General features: G+C 64.1%; 13 protein-coding genes. 8 read left to right on the top strand and 5 right to left on the bottom strand.

The genetic code is table 11. The features are described from left to right. Positions 1 to 434: 434 nt before the first annotated feature. The 3 genes from H7A13_01670 to H7A13_01660 all read right to left on the bottom strand — a co-directional run bounded on the left by H7A13_01670 (position 435) and on the right by H7A13_01660 (position 5,697). Complete coding sequence (locus H7A13_01670) at positions 435 to 1,808, bottom strand: DUF1329 domain-containing protein (GenBank protein MCP5332063.1); 1,374 nt, start codon at positions 1,806 to 1,808, stop codon at positions 435 to 437. A gap of 39 nt (positions 1,809 to 1,847) precedes the next feature. Further along, positions 1,848 to 3,605 carry a DUF1302 domain-containing protein gene (locus H7A13_01665; protein MCP5332062.1) on the bottom strand — a complete coding sequence of 586 codons (1,758 nt, stop codon included), beginning with the start codon at positions 3,603 to 3,605 and terminating at the stop codon, positions 1,848 to 1,850. Positions 3,606 to 3,783: 178 nt separating this feature from the next. After that, complete coding sequence (locus H7A13_01660) at positions 3,784 to 5,697, bottom strand: beta-ketoacyl synthase (GenBank protein MCP5332061.1); 1,914 nt, start codon at positions 5,695 to 5,697, stop codon at positions 3,784 to 3,786. Positions 5,698 to 5,905: 208 nt separating this feature from the next. On the opposite strand from H7A13_01660, the gene H7A13_01655 reads away from it, so the two are divergent. The 8 genes from H7A13_01655 to H7A13_01620 all read left to right on the top strand — a co-directional run bounded on the left by H7A13_01655 (position 5,906) and on the right by H7A13_01620 (position 16,527). Then, complete coding sequence (locus H7A13_01655) at positions 5,906 to 6,769, top strand: acyl-CoA thioesterase II (GenBank protein ID MCP5332060.1); 864 nt, start codon at positions 5,906 to 5,908, stop codon at positions 6,767 to 6,769. Positions 6,770 to 6,790: 21 nt separating this feature from the next. Continuing rightward, complete coding sequence (locus tag H7A13_01650; GenBank protein ID MCP5332059.1) at positions 6,791 to 7,762, top strand: NAD(P)H-quinone oxidoreductase; 972 nt, start codon at positions 6,791 to 6,793, stop codon at positions 7,760 to 7,762. Positions 7,763 to 7,850: 88 nt separating this feature from the next. Continuing rightward, a protein-coding gene (gene prfB, locus H7A13_01645; protein ID MCP5332058.1) for a peptide chain release factor 2 occupies positions 7,851 to 8,949 on the top strand; the annotation gives its coding sequence in 2 pieces (ribosomal slippage) (positions 7,851 to 7,925 and positions 7,927 to 8,949; 1,098 coding nt in all). 33 nt (positions 8,950 to 8,982) lie between these two features. After that, positions 8,983 to 10,506, top strand: coding sequence for a lysine--tRNA ligase (gene lysS / locus H7A13_01640; GenBank protein MCP5332057.1), 1,524 nt, complete (start codon positions 8,983 to 8,985; stop codon positions 10,504 to 10,506). 14 nt (positions 10,507 to 10,520) lie between these two features. Beyond that, entirely contained in the window at positions 10,521 to 11,207 is a 687-nt protein-coding gene (gene ung / locus H7A13_01635) for a uracil-DNA glycosylase (GenBank protein ID MCP5332056.1), read from the top strand. A gap of 559 nt (positions 11,208 to 11,766) precedes the next feature. Beyond that, positions 11,767 to 13,689 (top strand): PrkA family serine protein kinase, encoded by a 1,923-nt coding sequence (locus tag H7A13_01630; protein MCP5332055.1) that lies wholly within the window; start codon positions 11,767 to 11,769, stop codon positions 13,687 to 13,689. 16 nt (positions 13,690 to 13,705) lie between these two features. After that, positions 13,706 to 14,983, top strand: coding sequence for a YeaH/YhbH family protein (locus H7A13_01625; protein MCP5332054.1), 1,278 nt, complete (start codon positions 13,706 to 13,708; stop codon positions 14,981 to 14,983). After that, positions 14,980 to 16,527: a SpoVR family protein gene (locus H7A13_01620; protein MCP5332053.1), complete on the top strand. Its 1,548-nt coding sequence runs from the start codon at positions 14,980 to 14,982 to the stop codon at positions 16,525 to 16,527. The genes H7A13_01625 and H7A13_01620 overlap by 4 nt, the downstream gene beginning before the upstream one ends. Positions 16,528 to 16,542: 15 nt before the next feature. Here H7A13_01620 and H7A13_01615 read toward each other — a convergent pair whose 3' ends face one another. Continuing rightward, on the bottom strand, positions 16,543 to 17,103 hold the full coding sequence (locus H7A13_01615) for a response regulator (protein MCP5332052.1): 561 nt from the start codon (positions 17,101 to 17,103) through the stop codon (positions 16,543 to 16,545). Further along, on the bottom strand, positions 17,100 to 18,347 hold the full coding sequence (locus tag H7A13_01610) for a HAMP domain-containing histidine kinase (protein MCP5332051.1): 1,248 nt from the start codon (positions 18,345 to 18,347) through the stop codon (positions 17,100 to 17,102). Before H7A13_01610 ends, H7A13_01615 begins: the two co-directional genes overlap by 4 nt. Positions 18,348 to 18,438: the final 91 nt, after the last annotated feature.

Here is an 18,438-nt window from a genome sequence, read left to right as displayed (position 1 = left end):
TCACCCTGAGCCATCGGGATGATGGCTCCTGTCAAACGCGAATCGGCCCGCGCTGATGCGCACGCTCTGCCCAAACTGAAGTGATCTCTGCGCTGTCCGGATGCTGCTGTGCCCCCCTTGACTGCAAAATGGCTGACGCACCAGCACGAACGAGCCGAACCCGTCCGGCTGGACCAGTGGTGTGCTGTTTGGGAAATCGATCCGAACAGCGCTGCTGTCGGAGTGGCACAGCCTGTGCCGTGCATCGTCGCTCTCTTCATGACCGATTCTTGTTATTGTTATGGCACCGAAGAGCGGCTCTTATATCACATCAACCGGGTTGACAACAGCTTTTCGCTGCCGATCGCATCCAGATCAGATTCGGACGCACACAAAAAAGGCCGGTCTCCTGCGAGACCGGCCCGTTCAGATCAGGCAACCGAATCGCTCTGGATTCAGCGCACCCCTTTGCGCCGCAGTGCCGCCGGTGTGAAGTCCTCGAAGCTGAACCTGGTGGTGAACTCGTAGGGCTTCTCTTCGTTCACGAAACCACGCGCATAGTAACGCTTGGCATTCAGGTCGTTGGTGGTGTAGACCTGCACCCAGCCGGTGCTGGCATCCCAGAAGTGGGTGTGGTAACCCTCCTGCACCCGCCACAGCTGGTCCTTGCCGTCATACATGTCATGCTCGGCCACCTGCCAAGTGTCCTCGTCCAGGAACATCACCCGCCGGCTGTAGATGTGGCGCTGATCGGCCTTCAGCTTCGCCTCCACCACCCACACCCGGTGCGGCTCATAACGGCTCCACTGCTGGTTGAGGTGGCCCGGCGTCAGCAGATCCTTGTACTTCACCGCCGGCTGGTTCATCTCGTAGTTGTTGTAGGGGATGTAGATCTCCTTCTTGCCCAGCAGCTTCCAGTCGTAGCGCTCCGGCGAGCCGTTGTACATGTCCACCTGATCGGATGCCAGCAGCCCATCGGCCGCGTCACTCGGGTTGTCGAAGCCGACATCGGGCGCCCGCGCCACCCGCCGCTGGCCGGCGTTGTAGCGCCACACCAGCCGTGGCTCGCGCGACTGGTCGATGCTCTCGTGCAGCAGCACCGGGCTGCCGGCCAGCCGTGATGGCGCCGTCACCTCGGAGGTGTACATGAAGATGATGTTCTCATACTGGCTGCCCGCCTTGCCCGCCTCCGGGTTGAACCAGAAGTTGACCGTCAGCGACACCTTGGTGGCCGAGCCGTCGACCTGCGGCGCAAAGCCGGCCTCGTTCTGGATCACGCCGATGCCGCCACGCCAGCGGAAGATGTGGTTCCAGATCGCCTCCAGTCCATCGCTGGTGATCGGGAACGGGGTCACCTCCTTGTAGTTGGCCACCCCCTTGCCCTGGTTGGCCAGCGTGGCGTTGGCGGCGTTGTATTTGATCGACTCCTTGACCCGATCCGGCACCGTCGCCGTGCGCCGGCTCACATAGACCGGAATCTTGTAGGTCGAGGGGTACTTCTCGAACATCGCCAGTTGGCCCGGTGTCAGCTTCTCCTTGTACTGACCGACATTCTGCGCAGTGATGGTGAACAGCGGCTTGTCTTCCGGCCAGGGGTTGGTGTAGACGTCACCCGGCTTCCAGTTGGCCGGAATCCGGCTTTGCGGAAAACCGCCATCCCACACCGGAATCGAGCCGTCGGCATTGGCTGCCTTCTCGGCGCCAATATAGGTCAGCTTGTCGCCACCCAGTTGCGCCGCCTGTTCCGCCGGCACCTTGGCCAGTAGACTCGGGGTGGCCAGCGTGAGCAGCAGACCGCTCGCCAGCGTCATTTTTTCAGTCAAATTCATCAGGGTCACCTCGGGACGTTGGTTCAAATCATCTGCTGATCAGAGTGAGTAGATATAGTTCAACGAGACAAAGTCACGGTCCGACAGGTTGTCGGCGTAGGCCTTGCTGTGGAAGAAGTTGGTGTAGCTGACCGTGACCGTGTGCTTGGTCAGGTACTTGGTCTCAAGACCGAGCGTCAGCGACTGGTTGCCCTCCTTCATGCCCTGGCCGACCCCGCTGCGGCTGACGCCATTGACGTCGTGGCTCCAGAGGATCGATGGCCCCAGCGTGAGCCCCAGCGGGCTGATGTTGAAGTAGTTGAGCCCCAGACGGGCGCGGTAGCCCCAGGCAAACTCGTTGACATCGTAGTGCCGCATCGTCATCGGGGTGATGACCTGCACTACATCGTTGTTGAGCGCGGCATAGTTGCCGATCACCTCGACCAGCAGGCTGCCGCTGTCCCACAGTGCGCTCGGATTGAGCACGCGGGTCATCGCCGTAGTGGCCTGCCAGGTTTCGGCCTCTTCGGTCATGTTGAGCGTTGGCACGCCATTGGGCAGCAGGCCGGTCATCAGCTTGGTATTGGTCAACCCGCCGTTGTAGCGCAGGTTGGACAATATCATCGCCTGCTCAGAGAAGTTGAGCGGATTGTTGGGCCGGTAGACCAGCTCACCCTGCCAGGCGCTGCCCCAGGAGTTGCCATTGAAGCTGATGCCATAGCTCTCGATCCCTTCCGGGAAGTAGAAGCCGTAGGAGCCGGTGTTCACGGTTCCGAACGGAGTGGCCGGCCGGCCATAGATGCTACCGGTCGTGGCGTTGGTCATGGTGTAGAACAGCGCCATCTCATACTCGGTCGGCAGGACGAAACGCAGCGCCACGCCGTACTCATCCTTCTCGGGATGGATGTCAGGATCGCGTGGAATGTAGCCCGCAGACACGGCAGTCGAAAAGAGGTCGGAGCCGACGATGTCACCATTGGCGTTGGTGGTCACCGCCGGACCGGCAATGCGCAAATGGGTACAGCTGTTGGCGGCATTCAGGTTGGGACCAGAGCTGCCAGTGATGTCACGCGGCAGAAAGTAGCTGCCGCAGGAGGGCAGGACGGTCTCTTTCCAGAAGGTGTTGGGGCGGTAGAAGCCTTCGGCCGAGACGCTGTCACTGAAGCCGAAGTTCAGCGAGATCATGCCGGTCGGCAGGATGATCTCCTTGACCTCGGCACCCGGCAGGCGGGCGGCGTTGCCATCGACCGGGTTGATGCTGGCAATGCCGCCGGAGGCGAAGATCGCCTCACCCCAGCCAAGCGCCTGCTGACCCACCCGCACCGTCAGCGGATGTTCGCCCAGATCAAAGTTGCCATAGACGAAGGCGTCGAGCAGATCGATGCTGCTGCCGACGTCATTGAGGCCATGCTTGTTGATGCCCTCTTTATAGTAGCGCAGCTCGCCATCCATCATCTTGAAGTCATAGAAGGCCTTGGCGCGAAAGAAACCACCGTAGTTGCCGTTGGTGATCTCCAGCTCCGGCGTCACCTTGACCACCTTGCTGAAGATGTCGCCCTTGTCGTAGTTGAGGTTGGAGTCGTTGCCGCTGCCGGAGTTGCCGTAGGAGACCGGCGTCTCACCAGCTGAGCGGATGTTGTAGTTGGCCCGCTCGCTGACCCGCCAACTGGCGCCGGCCGAGAAGGTGGCGTCGAGCTTGACCTTGGTGTCGCCCGACTCATATTCGATCGCCTGCAGCGGCAGGCTGGCGAAGGCTGCCGTGGCGATGGTCGCGGCCAGCAGGGTGCGCCCGAGGCGAGGCGGTTGGGTTGTCTTCATGGAAGCCACTCCGTATCTGGTTATTGATGTTCGAGAGGGTCGTGCGTGCACGCGAATCATTTTGCGCTGTTATTGTTCTGCGACCCGGACAATGTCCGAGGCGCAAGCTGGAGCTTTATATCACAACAGGTGCATAAAACAACCTTTTCATCAGCGCCGTTGCAGCGGACAACTCGACTCAACCCGAGATGTCCGGATAGGGGTTCTCTTCGCGCAGCGCGATCGGCAGGCTGTCGCCGGGCAGCAGCAGCGCCTCCGGCGACAGCAGCAGATCGCGCTCTTCGCAGACCCCCTCGCCGAACTGGTAGCGGGTGCGCACCTCGCCGCGCAGCGCGCTGCGGTCATGGGCCTCGGCCCGTTCGCGCACCGGCTCGGCCTCGCTCCAGTAGCGGGCGATGGCCTCGCGGCCATGGCGCCGGGCCAGCATCGACTCGGTCTGCAGTGGTGAGAGCAGCAGCGCGGTGGCATTGTTGCCACCGAAGCCCTTGGCGTTGATGAAGGCGGCCGGCAACTGGCGCGGGTCGATTTCGATGTGGTCGCGCTCCAGCCGCAGGTGGCTGTGATGGACATCCTCGGCGATCTGATCGAGCGTGAAGATGCCGGGAATGAAGCCATGGCGCCAGACGCCGAGTGCAGTGGCGATCTGGTCGCCGGCGGCCGCGCCGAGCGCGTGGCCGAGGTAGCATTTGATCGCCGCGACCGGCCACTGCTCGATGCCATGCAGCTTGGCGAATTCATTGAAGATGCGCGATTCGGTGACGCGGTTCTGCGGCGTGCCGGTGCCGTGGGCATGCATGTAGCTGCCATGCCGCAATTTTGCCTCGCCGAGCAGGTCGCGGGCAGTGGCCATCGCCTTGCCGACCGTCAGATAGTTGCCGACACCGGGACCGGCGATCGACTTCTTGAAGCCGTCGGCATGGACGCTGACCATCGGCACGGCGCCATGGATCTGCGCCCCCATCTCCAGCGCCAGCGCATCGTCGAACAGCACCAGGAACTGCGCCGATTCGCCCATCGTGAAGCCGCAGTTGTAGTTGAAAGGGCGGCAGGCGCGGCGGTGGTCCGGTTCGGTCAGACCCAGTTTGCGGTCGAGGTCGACCAATTCGGCATCCTCGGCCAGCGCCCCCATGGCGGCATAGCCCTCCATCGCCTCGGGGTTGATCACCGCCTCAGTGGCACCGACCAGCACCACCCGCCGCCGCCCGGAGCGAATGTCCTCGACACCGCTGCGCAGGTTGTAGAGGAAGGTGGCACAGGCGCCGACCGCGCCGCCGGTGGCGCCGACGCTGCCCAACACATAGGCATTGACGAAGTCGGCCGGCATCTCGGCAAAGCCGAGCGGCAACTGCTTGGAGCTGATGCGCTTGCCGAGGTAGGGCGCCTTGTACATGCCGCCGGTGCCGTTGTCATCGAGCTGACCCATCGAGCTGCTGGCATAGACGGCGATCTGGTCGGGCGCCACCCGCTTCAGCAGGCTGTTCCAGTCGATGCCGAGCGAGCCGATCGCGTCGGAGGCGGCATAGAGCGCCATCTGCAGCGCGCGCGGGTGGTTGCGCGACGGGTAGAGCGCGCCGGGGTCGAAACCGCTCGGCAACTGACCGGCGCTCGACACCAGCGCCTTCTTCTGATCGGGCAGAAACAGGTCGAGACCGTCGGTGAGGGTGACCTTGACCTGCCGTCGATCGATCGGCGTCACCTGCCAGCCGGGCGGCAAAGGTTCCGGCAACTGTCGCACTGGCAGCGCGAATTCGAGCGGTCCAGCGAGCGGTTGCAGTGTCAGTTTGCGGTTGAACGGCACCGCGTCGACATCGAAGTGGCTCTGCTCGATGCGGCGGATCAGGGTGTGGCGCTCGATCTGCGCGCGGTGGCGCTGCGCCAGTTGCGAGGGCGTCAGCGGCGTGCCGTCGTGGTCGCGCCAGTGGCCCTCTTCGAAGCGGGCCAGATTCATCATCATCGCCAAGTCGACCAGTGTTTCGTTGCGACTGGTCTCATCGAGCACATCGAGCACCAGCCGGCGGTAGCCATGGTGGAAGGAGCTGCGACCGGCCGGATTGATGCCACCGAACCCGACGATCACCGGTAATCTGACCAAGCGCCCTTCTCCTGTCGTGCAATGATGACCTCTGGATGACGGGCCATTGTATTGAGTAGGCCGAAACCTTCCAAGCCTGTCTGCAACAGCGCGCCCAACGAATGGATTTTGTTGGGATTTGATGGTTTCGCCACGCAGGCGGCCGATCAGTTACCATTCAGTGCCATCCACCCTCGCCACCCTGTTGACGCCGGAGTACCCACCCGCCATGCAAGCGCGCATCGACCAACTGCTGGAGCTGCTCGATCTGGAGCCGCTCGACACCCATCTGTTCCGCGGCCTCAGCCCGGCCGGCGAGCGCAACCGGGTGTTTGGCGGCCAGGTGCTGGGGCAGGCGCTGGTGGCGGCGGGCCGCACGGTCGATGAGCGGCTGCTGCACTCGATGCATGCCTACTTTCTGCGGCCGGGCGACCCGAAGCGGCCGATTCTGTACGAGGTGGAGCGCAGCCGCGATGGTGGCAGCTTCACCTCGCGCCGGGTGGTGGCGATCCAGCAGGGCAAGCCGATCTTCAACCTGTCGGCCTCGTTCCAGCGCGCCGAACCCGGCCTCGACCATCAGGCGCAGATGGTCGAAACCGCGCCGCCGGAGCTGTTCGTCACCGAGGAGGAGCAACTGGCGCTGCTCTATCAGCAGGATCCGCAGAACTACCGCCATCCCGACTATTTTCAGTGGCCGATCGAGTTCCGCCATGTCGACCACAGCAACAGCCGGCGGCATGAGGCCCACCCGCCCCAGCACCGGGTGTGGATGCGGGCGGTGGCGCCGCTGCCCGATGCGCTGATTCTGCATCAATGCATCTTGGCCTACGCCTCGGACCGCGGCTTGCTCGGCACGGCGCTGCTGCCCCATGCGATCTCGATCGACAATCCGCGGCTGCAGGCCGCCAGCCTCGACCATGCGATGTGGTTCCATCGGCCCTTTCGCGCCGATGAGTGGCTGCTCTATGTACAGGAGAGCCCCAGCGCCAGCAACGGCCGCGGCTTCTGCCTCGGCCACATCTACCGCAGCGACGGCGTGCTGGTGGCCTCGACCGCCCAGGAGGGGCTGATTCGCCACCACAGCGAGCGCTGACACCCGATAATGGAGAAGATGATGAAAGCGATCCTGGTCGACAGCGCACAGCGCCTGCAGTGGCGCGAGACCGCCACCCCGGAACCGGCCGCCGGCGAGGTGCGCATCCGGGTGCGGGCCACCGCGGTCAACCGCGCCGACCTGATGCAACGGATCGGCCTCTATCCGCCGCCAGCCGGGGCCAGCGAGATTCTCGGCCTCGAATGTGCCGGCGAGATCGAGGCGGTCGGCGCTCAGGTCGAACGCTGGAAGCCCGGTGACGCGGTGGTCGCGCTGCTGGCCGGTGGCGGCTATGCCGAACAGGTGGTCTGCCCGGCCGACCACCTGCTGCCGCTGCCGAAGGGGCTGGACTTCAGCGAGGGCGCCGCGCTGCCGGAGGTGTTCGCCACCGCCTGGCTCAACCTGTTCCATGAGGCGGCGTTGCAGCCGGGCGAGCGGGTGCTGCTGCATGCCGGTGCCAGCGGCGTCGGCAGTGCGGCGATCCAGCTCTGCCGGGCGTTCGGCAACCCCTGCTTCGTCACGCTGGGCAGCGCGGACAAATTGCAACAGTGCCTGGCGCTCGGCGCCGAGGCCGGCCACCTGCGCCAGCAGGGCAGCTTCGTGCCGGCGGTGAAGGCGTGGACAGCGCAGGGGGTCGATGTGGTGCTCGACCCGGTCGGCGGCGGTTACCTCGCCGACAACCTGAAGGTGATGGCGGTGGATGGCCGGCTGCTGCTGATCGGCCTGATGGGCGGCGCCAGCAGCGAGCTCAACCTCGGGCTGCTGCTGGTGAAGCGCTTTCGCCTGATCGGCTCGACGCTGCGCAGCCGCAGCAATGCGGCCAAGGCCGCGCTGCTGCGCGACATGGGCGAGCGGCTCTGGCCGCTGTTCGAGACCGGTCGATTGCGGCCGATCATCCACGCCCGCTACCCGATCGGCGAGGTCGAGGCGGCCTTTGCGCTGGTCGAATCGAACCAGACCTTCGGCAAGGTGGTGCTGGAGCTGCCGGGCTGAGCCACGGCACTGCATCGGCGGCCACTGATTGGGTAGAATGGCCGCCCCCGGCGCCTGCGCCACACCATTTTTTTCACGGACACCCACGATGCTGGAAATCAATCCGCTGCTGCAACGCATTGCCGATTACCGCGAGCGCGGCGAGTCGCTCCGGAGGTATCTTTGACTATGCCGAGAAGGCCGATCGGCTGATCGAGGTCAACCGCGAGCTGGAAGCGGCCGATGTCTGGAACAATCCGGAGCGGGCGCAGGCGCTCGGCCGCGAACGCGCCACACTCGAGCAGATCGTCAACGACTGCGAGGCGCTGAGCCACGGGCTCGCCGACAACGAAGAGCTGATCGAACTGGCCGCCAGCGAGGACGACGAGGAGACGCTGGCGGCAGTCAGCCAGGATCTCGACCAGCTCGGCACGCTGCTGGCGCGGATGGAGTTTCGCCGCATGTTCAGCGGCGAGATGGACAGCCACAACGCCTACCTCGACATCCAGGCCGGCTCCGGCGGCACCGAGGCGCAGGATTGGGCCAACATGCTGCTGCGCATGTATCTGCGCTGGGCCGAGCGCAAGGGGTTCAAGGTCGAGCTGATGGAGGCCTCGCCCGGCGAGGTGGCCGGCCTCAAGAGCGCCACCCTCCACCTGCAGGGCGACCATGCCTATGGCTGGCTGCGCACCGAGACCGGCGTGCACCGGCTGGTGCGCAAGTCGCCGTTCGATTCGGGCAACCGCCGCCACACCTCCTTCGCCTCGGTCTTCGTCTCGCCGGAGATCGACGAGAGCATCGAGATCGACATCAATCCGGCCGACCTGCGCACCGACACCTACCGCGCCAGCGGCGCCGGCGGCCAGCATGTCAACAAGACCGATTCGGCGGTGCGCATCACCCACCTGCCCAGCGGCATCGTCGTGCAGTGCCAGAGCGAGCGGTCGCAGCATCAGAACCGCGCCAAGGCGTTCGACATGCTGCGCGCCCGGCTCTATGAACAGGAGATCAAGGAGCGCAACGCGCAGAAGCAGGCGCTCGAAGAGAGCAAGGCCGACATCGGCTGGGGCAGCCAGATTCGCTCCTACGTGCTCGATGCCTCCCGCATCAAGGATCTGCGCACCGATGTCGAGACCGCCAACACCGGCGCGGTGCTCGATGGCGACCTCGACCCCTTCATCGAAGCCAGCCTGAAGATGGGACTCTAAGCCCTGCCGACCGCCCTCCAGGAGCACTCCGCAATGAAAAATGACACGCCCCCGGCCAGCCACGAAGAGGATGGCCTCGACGAACATGAACTGATCGCCCAGCGCAAGGCCAAGCTGGCCGAGTGGCGCCAGAGCGGGCGGGCCTTTCCCAACCAGTTCCGTCCCGACGCACTGGCCGATGACCTGAACCGCCTCCATGCCGACCACGACAAGGCTGCGCTCACCGCCGCGCCGGTGCGGGTCAAGGTGGCCGGGCGGATGATGCTGCGCCGCATCATGGGCAAGGCCAGCTTCGCCACGCTGCAGGACCGCAGCGGACGCATCCAGATCTACCTGCGCAACAGCCTGCCCGATGACAACTACGAGGCGTTCAAGCGCTGGGATCTCGGCGACATCATCGGCGTCGAGGGGGTGCTGTTCCGCACCAACAGTGGCGAGCTGACCATCGAGGTCGAACGGGCCGAGCTGCTGACCAAGTCGCTGCGGCCGCTGCCGGACAAGCACAAGGGGCTGGTCGATCAGGAGAGCCGCTACCGGCAGCGCTACCTCGACCTGATGGTCAACGAGCAGACGCGGCGGCTGTTCCAGATCCGCTCGCGGCTGATCGAGGCGATTCGCCACTTCATGGTGCGGCACGACTTCATCGAGGTCGAAACACCGATGATGCAGGTGATCCCCGGCGGCGCCACCGCGCGCCCCTTCACCACCCATCACCATGCGCTCGACATGCCGCTCTACCTGCGCATCGCGCCCGAGCTCTACCTGAAGCGGCTGGTGGTCGGCGGCTTCGAGCGGGTGTTCGAGATCAACCGCAACTTCCGCAACGAGGGGCTGTCGACCCGCCATAACCCCGAATTCACGATGATCGAGTTCTACCTCGCCTATGCCGACTACCACGACCTGATGAACCTGACCGAGACGATGCTGCGCACGGTGGCCGAGCAGGTGCTGGGCACGCCACGGCTGCATTACCAGGGCATCGACATCGACCTGGCGCAGCCCTTTGCCCGGATGACGCTGCTCGAAGCCCTGATCCGCCACAACCCGGAGCTGCCGGCCGCCAGCTTCAGCGACCGCGACCGGCTGGCCGGCATCGTCGAGGAGCTGGGCATCGCGGTGGCCGCCGGCTGGGGGCTCGGCAAGTTGCAGATGGAGCTGTTCGAGAAGAGCGTCGAGCACCGGCTGCTGCAACCGACCTTCATCACCTGCTATCCCACCGAGGTGTCGCCGCTGGCGCGACGCAGCGACAGCGATCCTTCGGTCAGCGACCGCTTCGAGTTCTTTGTCGGCGGCCGCGAGATCGCCAACGGTTTCTCGGAGCTGAACGACCCCGAAGACCAGGCCGAGCGGTTCCGCAGCCAGGTGGCAGACAAGGAACGCGGTGACGAAGAGGCGATGTTCTACGACGAGGATTACATCACCGCGCTCGAATATGGGCTGCCGCCGACCGCCGGCGAGGGCATCGGCATCGACCGGCTGGTGATGCTGTTCACCGATTCGCCCTCGATCCGCGACGTGCTGCTGTTTCCGCACATGCGGCCGCTGGAGAGACGGTGAACAGCGCGCCACCGTTGCAGCGGGTGCGCCTCGAAGCCTCGTGGAAGGCACGGCTTGGCGCCGAGTTCGACGCGCCCTACATGGTGGCGCTGCGGCAGTTCCTGCTCGAACAGAAGCAGCAGGGCAAGGAGATCTATCCGCCCGGCAGCGAGTGGTTCAACAGCTTTGAGCTGACGCCATTCGACGCCACCCGGGTGGTGATCCTCGGTCAGGACCCCTACCCCGGACCGGGGCAGGCCCATGGCCTCTGCTTCTCGGTGCGCCCCGGCGTCGAGATTCCCCCCTCGCTGCACAACATCTATCAGGAGCTGGCCAGCGACCTCGGCATCGAACCGGCCAGCCATGGCTGCCTGGAGTCCTGGGCACGGCAGGGCGTGCTGCTGCTCAACAGCGTGCTGACCGTCGAACGGGGCCGACCCGGCGCCCACCAGGGACGCGGCTGGGAGCGCTTCACCGACCGGGTGATCGAACTGCTGAACGGCCATCCGCGACGGCTGGTCTTTCTGCTGTGGGGCAGTCAGGCGCAGAAGAAGGGAGAGATCATCGACCCCCGGCGACACTGTCTGCTGAAGGCACCCCACCCCTCACCGCTGTCGGCCTACCGTGGTTTTTTCGGCTGCCGACACTTCTCGAAGGCCAACGACTTTCTCATCGGTCAGGGCGAGTCAGCGATCGACTGGCGGCTGCCGCCGGTCGGCTGAGTCGACTCACACCCAGCCAGCCGCAACAAAAGGGCGCACACCCGGCACTGTCACGCCCCAAAAAAGGGTAGCCTGCACCATCGATGGCGGGTTTTACCCGGACTGCGCACCATTTTGGCCAACCTCGGCCGCAAAGGAAGCACTGATTTATTCGTCGTGCCATTCCTCCCAGCCCCTCACCCCCGGCCCCTCTCCCGCATGTGGGAGAGGGGTGCGCAGCAGCGCGGGTGACCGAATGGGTCATATCTGCCCACCACCGTCATTTGATTGACATCTGACGAAGCGCACGCCGGCAATCGGTGACGGAAACGGCAATTTTCGTCAACTTTCCGGCTGGCACCGCACCACACCCGAGACGCACCGTGAAAAGCGCCAGGACAACCCAGCCATTCACTCGGGATTCCGCGCCCTGCGCCTCACTGCTTCGCAACATGGCCTACAGCTTGCAGAGCTATTGACAAGCGCGTTCGGTGTGGTGTTGCCGCCCAGAACGGCAGACTCAAGTGCCCGCAGAAGGTTCGACTGATTTTCAACGTTCACCCAAGGCGAGGTTGCAGCGATGTCGATATTCAGCCACTACCGCTCCCGTTACGAGGCGACGCAGGAGGAGGAGTTCAGCCTGCAGGAGTACCTCGAACTGTGCAAGCGCGACCCTTCCGTCTACGCCAGCGCCGCGGAGCGCATGTTGATCGCCATCGGCGAGCCGAGCCTGGTCGACACCAGCCGGGATCCGCGACTGAGCCGGATCTTCTCCAACAAGGTGATCAAGACCTACCCGGCCTTTTCGGAGTTCTACGGCATGGAGGAGGCGATCGAGCAGATCGTCTCCTACTTCCGCCATGCCGCCCAGGGGCTGGAAGAGAAGAAGCAGATTCTCTACCTGCTGGGGCCGGTCGGTGGCGGCAAGTCCTCGCTGGCCGAGAAGCTGAAGTCGCTGATGGAGAAGGTGCCCTTCTATGCGATCAAGGGTTCACCGGTCAACGAATCGCCGCTCGGGCTGTTCAACCCCGCCGAGGATGGCACCATCCTGCAGGAGGATTACGGCATCGCGCGCCAATATCTGAAAGGGACCATGTCGCCGTGGGCGGTGAAGCGGCTGCATGAGTTCCATGGCGACCTCAGCAAGTTCCGGGTGGTGAAGAAGTATCCGTCGATCCATGACCAGATCGGCATCGCCAAGACCGAACCGGGCGACGAGAACAACCAGGACATCTCCTCGCTGGTCGGCAAGGTCGACATCCGCATGCTGGAGCGCTTTGCCCAGAACGACCCGGATGCCTACTCCTACTCCGGCGGACTGTGCAACGCCAACCAGGGGCTGCTCGAATTCGTCGAGATGTTCAAGGCGCCGATCAAGGTGCTGCATCCGCTGCTGACCGCCACTCAGGAGGGCAACTACAACGGCACCGAGGGGATGGGGGCGATTCCGTTCGACGGCGTGATTCTGGCCCACTCCAACGAGTCGGAGTGGCAGGCGTTCCGCAACAATCGCAACAACGAAGCCTTCATCGACCGCATCTACATCGTCAAGGTGCCCTACTGCCTGCGGCTCTCCGACGAGGTGAGAATCTACGAAAAGCTGCTGACCCACAGCTCGCTCAGCAAGGCGCCCTGCGCACCCGACACGCTCAAGCTGCTGGCGCAGTTCAGCATCCTGACCCGGCTGAAGGAGCCGGAGAACTCCAACCTCTACTCGAAGATGCGGATCTACGATGGCGAAAATCTGAAGAACATCGATCCGAAGGCGAAATCCTATCAGGAGTACCGCGACGCGGCCGGTGTCGACGAGGGAATGGAAGGACTGTCGACCCGCTTCGCCTTCAAGATTCTCTCCAAGGTCTTCAACTACGACCACACCGAGGTGGCGGCCAACCCGGTCCACCTGCTCCATGTGCTCGAGGAGCAGATCGAGCAGCAGCAGTTCGGTCCGGAGCGGCAGGATCAGTATGTCCGCTTCATCAAGGAGTACCTGGTGCCGCGTTACATCGAGTTCATCGGCAAGGAGATCCAGACCGCCTATCTGGAGTCCTACTCGGAGTATGGGCAGAACATCTTCGACCGCTATGTCATCTACGCCGACTACTGGATCCAGGATCAGGAGTACCGCGACCATGACACCGGCGAGATTTTCGACCGCGCCGCGCTGAACGAGGAGCTGGAGAAGATCGAAAAACCAGCCGAGATCAGCAACCCGAAGGATTTCCGCAACGAGGTGGTCAACTTCGTGCTGCGTGCCAAGGCCAACAACGAAGGCAAGAATCCATCGTGGCAGAGCTACGAGAAACTGCGCGGCGTGATCGAGAAGAAGATGTTCAGCAACACCGAGGATCTGCTGCCGGTCATCTCGTTCAATCCCAAGGCGTCGAAGGAGGAGCAGCAGAAACATGCCGACTTCGTCACCCGCATGACCGAGCGCGGCTACACCGAAAAGCAGGTCAGACTGCTGGCCGAGTGGTATCTGCGGGTTCGCAAGTCGCAGTGAACCGACGGAGGTTGAGATGACCTACATCGTCGATCGCCGCCTCAACGGCAAGAACAAGAGCAGCGTGAACCGGCAGCGGTTTCTGCAGCGCTACCGGGCGCACATCCAGAAGGCGGTCTCCGACGCGGTGACCGGGCGCAAGCTGACCGACCTCGACACGGGCGAGAAGATCACCATCCCGAAGAAGGAGATCAGCGAACCGCTGTTCCAGCATGGCACTGCCGGCAACCGGCGCATCGTCCACCCCGGCAACAAGGAGTTCGTCACCGGCGACCAGATCGCCCGACCCAACGGCGGCGGGGGCGGTGGTGGAGGCAGCGGTGATGCCGGCCAGGATGGCGAGGGTGAGGATGAGTTCTCATTCTCGATCTCGCGCGATGAGTTTCTCGAATTCCTGTTCGAGGATCTGGCGCTGCCCAATCTGATCAAGCGCCATCTGGCCGGGGTCGACAGCTTCAAGCTGCGCCGGGCCGGCGTGGTCAGCGATGGCAGTCCGACCAAGCTCAACATCGTGCGCTCGATGCGCTCGTCGCTGGCGCGGCGCATCGCCATCGGCGCACCACTGCGGGCACAGTTGCAGGAGCTGCTCGACGCGCGTGAGTCGCTGCTGCGCTCGCCGGAGCCCGCCCTGTTCGAGCGGCGCATCGGTGAACTGGACGAGGAGATCGCCCAGTTGCAGTCGCGGTTGCAGAAGATTCCGTTTCTCGACAGCTACGACCTGCGCTACAACTTCCACGCCAAACAGCCTCAACCCAGCGCCAAGGCGGTGATGTTCTGCCTGATGGATGTCTCCGGTTCGATGAACCAGAACATGAAGGAGATCGCCAAGCGCTTCTTTCTGCTGCTCTATCTGTTCTTGCAGCGCAACTACGAGCGCACCGAGGTGGTCTTCATCCGCCACCACACCAGCGCCAAGGAGGTCGACGAGCAGGAGTTCTTCTACTCGCGCGAGACCGGCGGCACCATCGTGTCGAGCGCGCTGACATTGATGCACGAGATCATTCAGGCACGCTATCCGGCCGGCGAATGGAACATCTACGGCGCCCAGGCCTCCGATGGCGACAACTGGGCCGATGACTCGCCGGTCTGCCAGGCGCTGCTCACCGAAAAACTGCTGCCGCTCTGCCAGTACTACACCTACGTCGAGATCATGCCGCGCCGCCACCAGTCGCTGTGGGAGCACTACGAGCAGGTGCGGCAGAGCCACCCCGACCACTTCGCCATGCAGGACATCAACGACCTCCCCGACATCTATCCGGTGTTCCGGCAACTCTTTCAAAGGAGGCTGGCATGACGCTGCGGCAGCCGATTTCAGAAGGTTCGGAGTGGAGCTTCGAACTGATCGACCGCTACAACCAGGAGCTGGCGCGGGTGGCGGCACACTACCGGCTCGACACCTACCCGAACCAGATCGAGATCATCTCCTCGGAACAGATGATGGATGCCTACGCCTCGGTCGGCATGCCGCTCGGCTACAACCACTGGTCGTTCGGCAAGCAGTTCGTCTCGGTCGAGCAGAACTACAAGCGCGGCCGCATGGGGCTGGCCTACGAGATCGTCATCAACTCCAACCCCTGCATCGCCTACCTGATGGAGGAGAACACGATGATGATGCAGGCGCTGGTGATCGCCCATGCCTGCTATGGCCACAACTCCTTCTTCAAGAACAACTATCTGTTCAAGACCTGGACCGATGCCGGCTCGATCATCGACTACCTGCTGTTTGCCAAGAACTACGTGCGCCACTGCGAGGAGCGCCACGGCATCGACGAGGTCGAGCGGCTGCTCGACGCCTGCCACGCCCTGATGAACCACGGCGTCGACCGCTACAAGCGCCCGGCACCGATCTCGCCGCAGGAGGAGCAGCGGCGGCAGCAGGAGCGCGAAGCCTACCTGCAGTCACAGGTCAACGCGCTGTGGCGCACCATTCCGCGCAGCACCAGCGAGCAGGCGCAACAGAAGCAGCGGCTGTTCCCCAAGGAGCCGCAGGAGAATCTGCTCTATTTCATCGAAAAGAACGCCCCGCTGCTGGAGCCGTGGCAGCGCGAGATCGTGCGCATCGTGCGCAAGCTGGCGCAGTACTTCTATCCGCAGCGGCAGACCCAGGTGATGAACGAGGGCTGGGCCACCTTCTGGCACTACACGCTGCTCAACCACCTCTATGACGAAGGCCGGCTCACCGACGGCTTCATGCTGGAGTTCCTGCAGTCGCACACCAGCGTCGTCGCCCAGCCCGACTTCGACAGCCCCCACTACCGTGGCATCAACCCCTACGCCCTCGGCTTTGCGATGTTCCGCGACATTCGCCGCATCTGCGAGGCCCCCACCGACGAAGACCGCCGCTGGTTCCCCGACTTCGCCGGCGCCGACTGGCTGGAGACGCTGCACTTCGCGATGGAGAACTTCAAGGACGAGAGCTTCATCCTGCAATTCCTGTCGCCCCGGCTGATCCGTGAGTTCCGGCTGTTCTGCGTGCTCGACGATGACCGGCGCGACCACCTCGCCATCGACGCGATCCATGACGACAGCGGCTACCGGCAGATTCGCGAGCAGCTCTCCAACCAGTACAACCTGAGCATGAACGAGCCCAACATCCAGGCGGTGCGGGTCGACCTGCATGGCGACCGCTCGCTGACGCTGCGCCATGTGCAGCACAACCGCCGGCCGCTGGGCAAGTCGACCGAGAGCGTGCTGAAGCACCTGCACCAGCTGTGGGGCTTCGATGTCCACCTCGAATCGACCCAGGACGACAGGGTGCAGCAGACCTTCCACTATCCGCCGGCCAAGGGGCTCGACCCGGCGGCACTGTTGAATCAGTTCAGCTTTTTCAACATCTGAATCCGAAGAGGGTGGCTAAAGTCCGACCGGCCGCTTGCCGAGCTTGCGTTGCAGCGTGCGGCGGTGCATCTGCAACTGCCGGGCTGTGACCGAGATGTTGCCGTCATTCTCGGCCAGCACCTGCTGGATGTGCTCCCACTCCAGCCGGCGCACCGACATCCGGTTGAGCTCGACGTTCGCTTCGGCCTCGATGGCCGGACTCTCCTCGGGTGCAGTCAGTGCCGTGATGATCTCGCTGCTGCTGGCCGGCTTGGCGAGGTACTGATCGGCCCCCAGCTTGATGGCGCTCACCGCGGTGGCGATGCTGGCGTAGCCGGTCAGCATCAGAATGCGCATCCGTGGATTGCGCTGGCGCAGCGGCGCGATCAGCGGCAGGCTGCTCTGCTGCTGCAACTTCAGGTCGAGAATCGCATAGTCGAATGGCTGCCGGGCCACCAGTTGCTCGGCCGACTCCAGATCCTCGGCGGCCTGGACCGTGAAACCGGCTGCTTCGAGCCGCTGGCTCAGCAGATCACGGAACACCGCATCATCCTCGACCAGCAGCAGCGGCGCGTCGGTAAAGGTCAAAGTGGTCATGGCTGCAACGGCAGCGTGATGCAGGTGTGGGTGCCGGCCGCCTTGGCGCGCTGCGTCAGGGTCACCCTGCCGCCACGCCGTTCGAGGGTGGCGTTGGCGATGAAGAGCCCCAGGCCAAGACCGCCGGGACGGGCGGTGATGAAGGGCTCGCCCAGCCGCTCCATCACCGCCGGATCGATGCCCGGACCATCGTCATCGATCAGAATCTGCCCTTCGCCGGCCCGCCAGCGGCAGCAGACCTCGATGCCCTGCTTCGAGGCCTGCAACGCATTCTCCAGCAGGTTGAGCAGCGCATGCAGCAGGCTGGGGTCGACCTGCAACCGGGGCGCCGGCTGACTGCCCTCCAGGGTGAACTGGCGCAGCCGGTCCGGCGCACGCAGCAGCAGCCGCTGTCGCAGCAGCTCGGCCAACTGGTCGAACGGCTGCCACTGCGGTGCCGGTTCGGCCGCCGCGCTGGCCTCCTGCTTCAACTGCTCCAGCTCGTCACGGCAGCGCTCGGTCTGCTCGCTCAACTGCGCCACCAGCCGTTCCGCCGGCGGCTCCAGCGACTCCTCCTTCAGCGCTTCCAGCAGCAGCAGCATCGTCGACAGTGGCGTGCCGAGCGCATGGGCGGTGCCGGCGGCCAGCGTGCCGATCGCCACCAGTTGCTCGTTGCGCAGCACCGCCTCGCGCGCCTGATTGAGCGCCAGATCGCGCTCGCGCACCGCCTGCGCCAGACGGCTGACGAACAGCGTGATCAGCAATGCACTCATGACGAAGATCACCCACATGCCGACCAGATGCAGGCGAAAGGCATTGGGGTTGTGCAGGTGGTGGGCGGAGTCGTCCAGATCGTGCAGCAGGTAGGCCGAATAGACCAGAATCGCCGTTGCCATCAGCGGATAGCTGAAGCGCCCCGGCAGAATCGCGCTGGCGATCGCCAGCAGCACCAGATAGAAGGAGATCAGCGGGTTGGTCGAGCCGCCGGAGATCGCCAGAATCGCGCTCAGCAGCAGCAGGTCGATCGCCAGATGGGCCGCCAGCTCGCCCTCGGTCACTGGAAACGGCAACCGCAGTCGGGCAAAGTTGAACAGCACGCTCAGCACACCGGCCAGCAGCAGGGCGGCGAGAATCCAGTAGGGCAGCAGCAGCTCCAGCCAGAGCGCGACCGCGACCGTGGCAACCGCAGTCAGACTCAGGTAGATGATGCGCAACACCAGCAGCCGCGCCAGCATCTCGGCGCGGCCACCCGCGGGAATCAGCATGAAGGATGACCAGGACATGACGCGAAGTATAACGACCGCATTGTCAGCGACGCAGCGGCTGCGACCATTTGTCGCGGCCTGCCAGCCACAG

This window comes from Pseudomonadales bacterium (genome assembly GCA_024234215.1).
In the GTDB taxonomy this organism is placed as follows: domain Bacteria; phylum Pseudomonadota; class Gammaproteobacteria; order Pseudomonadales; family UBA5862; genus JACKOQ01.
Note: the sequence above shows the minus strand (reverse complement) of the source record. Positions and strands in the feature narration are given on the sequence as shown.

Coding starts and splice junctions, on each gene's coding strand:
- H7A13_01670 (MCP5332063.1), bottom strand. CDS start 1,808: ATGAATTTGACTGAAAAAATGACGCTGGCGAGCGGTCTGCTGCTCACG.
- H7A13_01665 (MCP5332062.1), bottom strand. CDS start 3,605: ATGAAGACAACCCAACCGCCTCGCCTCGGGCGCACCCTGCTGGCCGCG.
- H7A13_01655 (MCP5332060.1), top strand. CDS start 5,906: ATGCAAGCGCGCATCGACCAACTGCTGGAGCTGCTCGATCTGGAGCCG.
- H7A13_01650 (MCP5332059.1), top strand. CDS start 6,791: ATGAAAGCGATCCTGGTCGACAGCGCACAGCGCCTGCAGTGGCGCGAG.
- lysS (MCP5332057.1), top strand. CDS start 8,983: ATGAAAAATGACACGCCCCCGGCCAGCCACGAAGAGGATGGCCTCGAC.
- H7A13_01630 (MCP5332055.1), top strand. CDS start 11,767: ATGTCGATATTCAGCCACTACCGCTCCCGTTACGAGGCGACGCAGGAG.
- H7A13_01625 (MCP5332054.1), top strand. CDS start 13,706: ATGACCTACATCGTCGATCGCCGCCTCAACGGCAAGAACAAGAGCAGC.
- H7A13_01620 (MCP5332053.1), top strand. CDS start 14,980: ATGACGCTGCGGCAGCCGATTTCAGAAGGTTCGGAGTGGAGCTTCGAA.
- H7A13_01615 (MCP5332052.1), bottom strand. CDS start 17,103: ATGACCACTTTGACCTTTACCGACGCGCCGCTGCTGCTGGTCGAGGAT.
- H7A13_01610 (MCP5332051.1), bottom strand. CDS start 18,347: ATGCTGATTCCCGCGGGTGGCCGCGCCGAGATGCTGGCGCGGCTGCTG.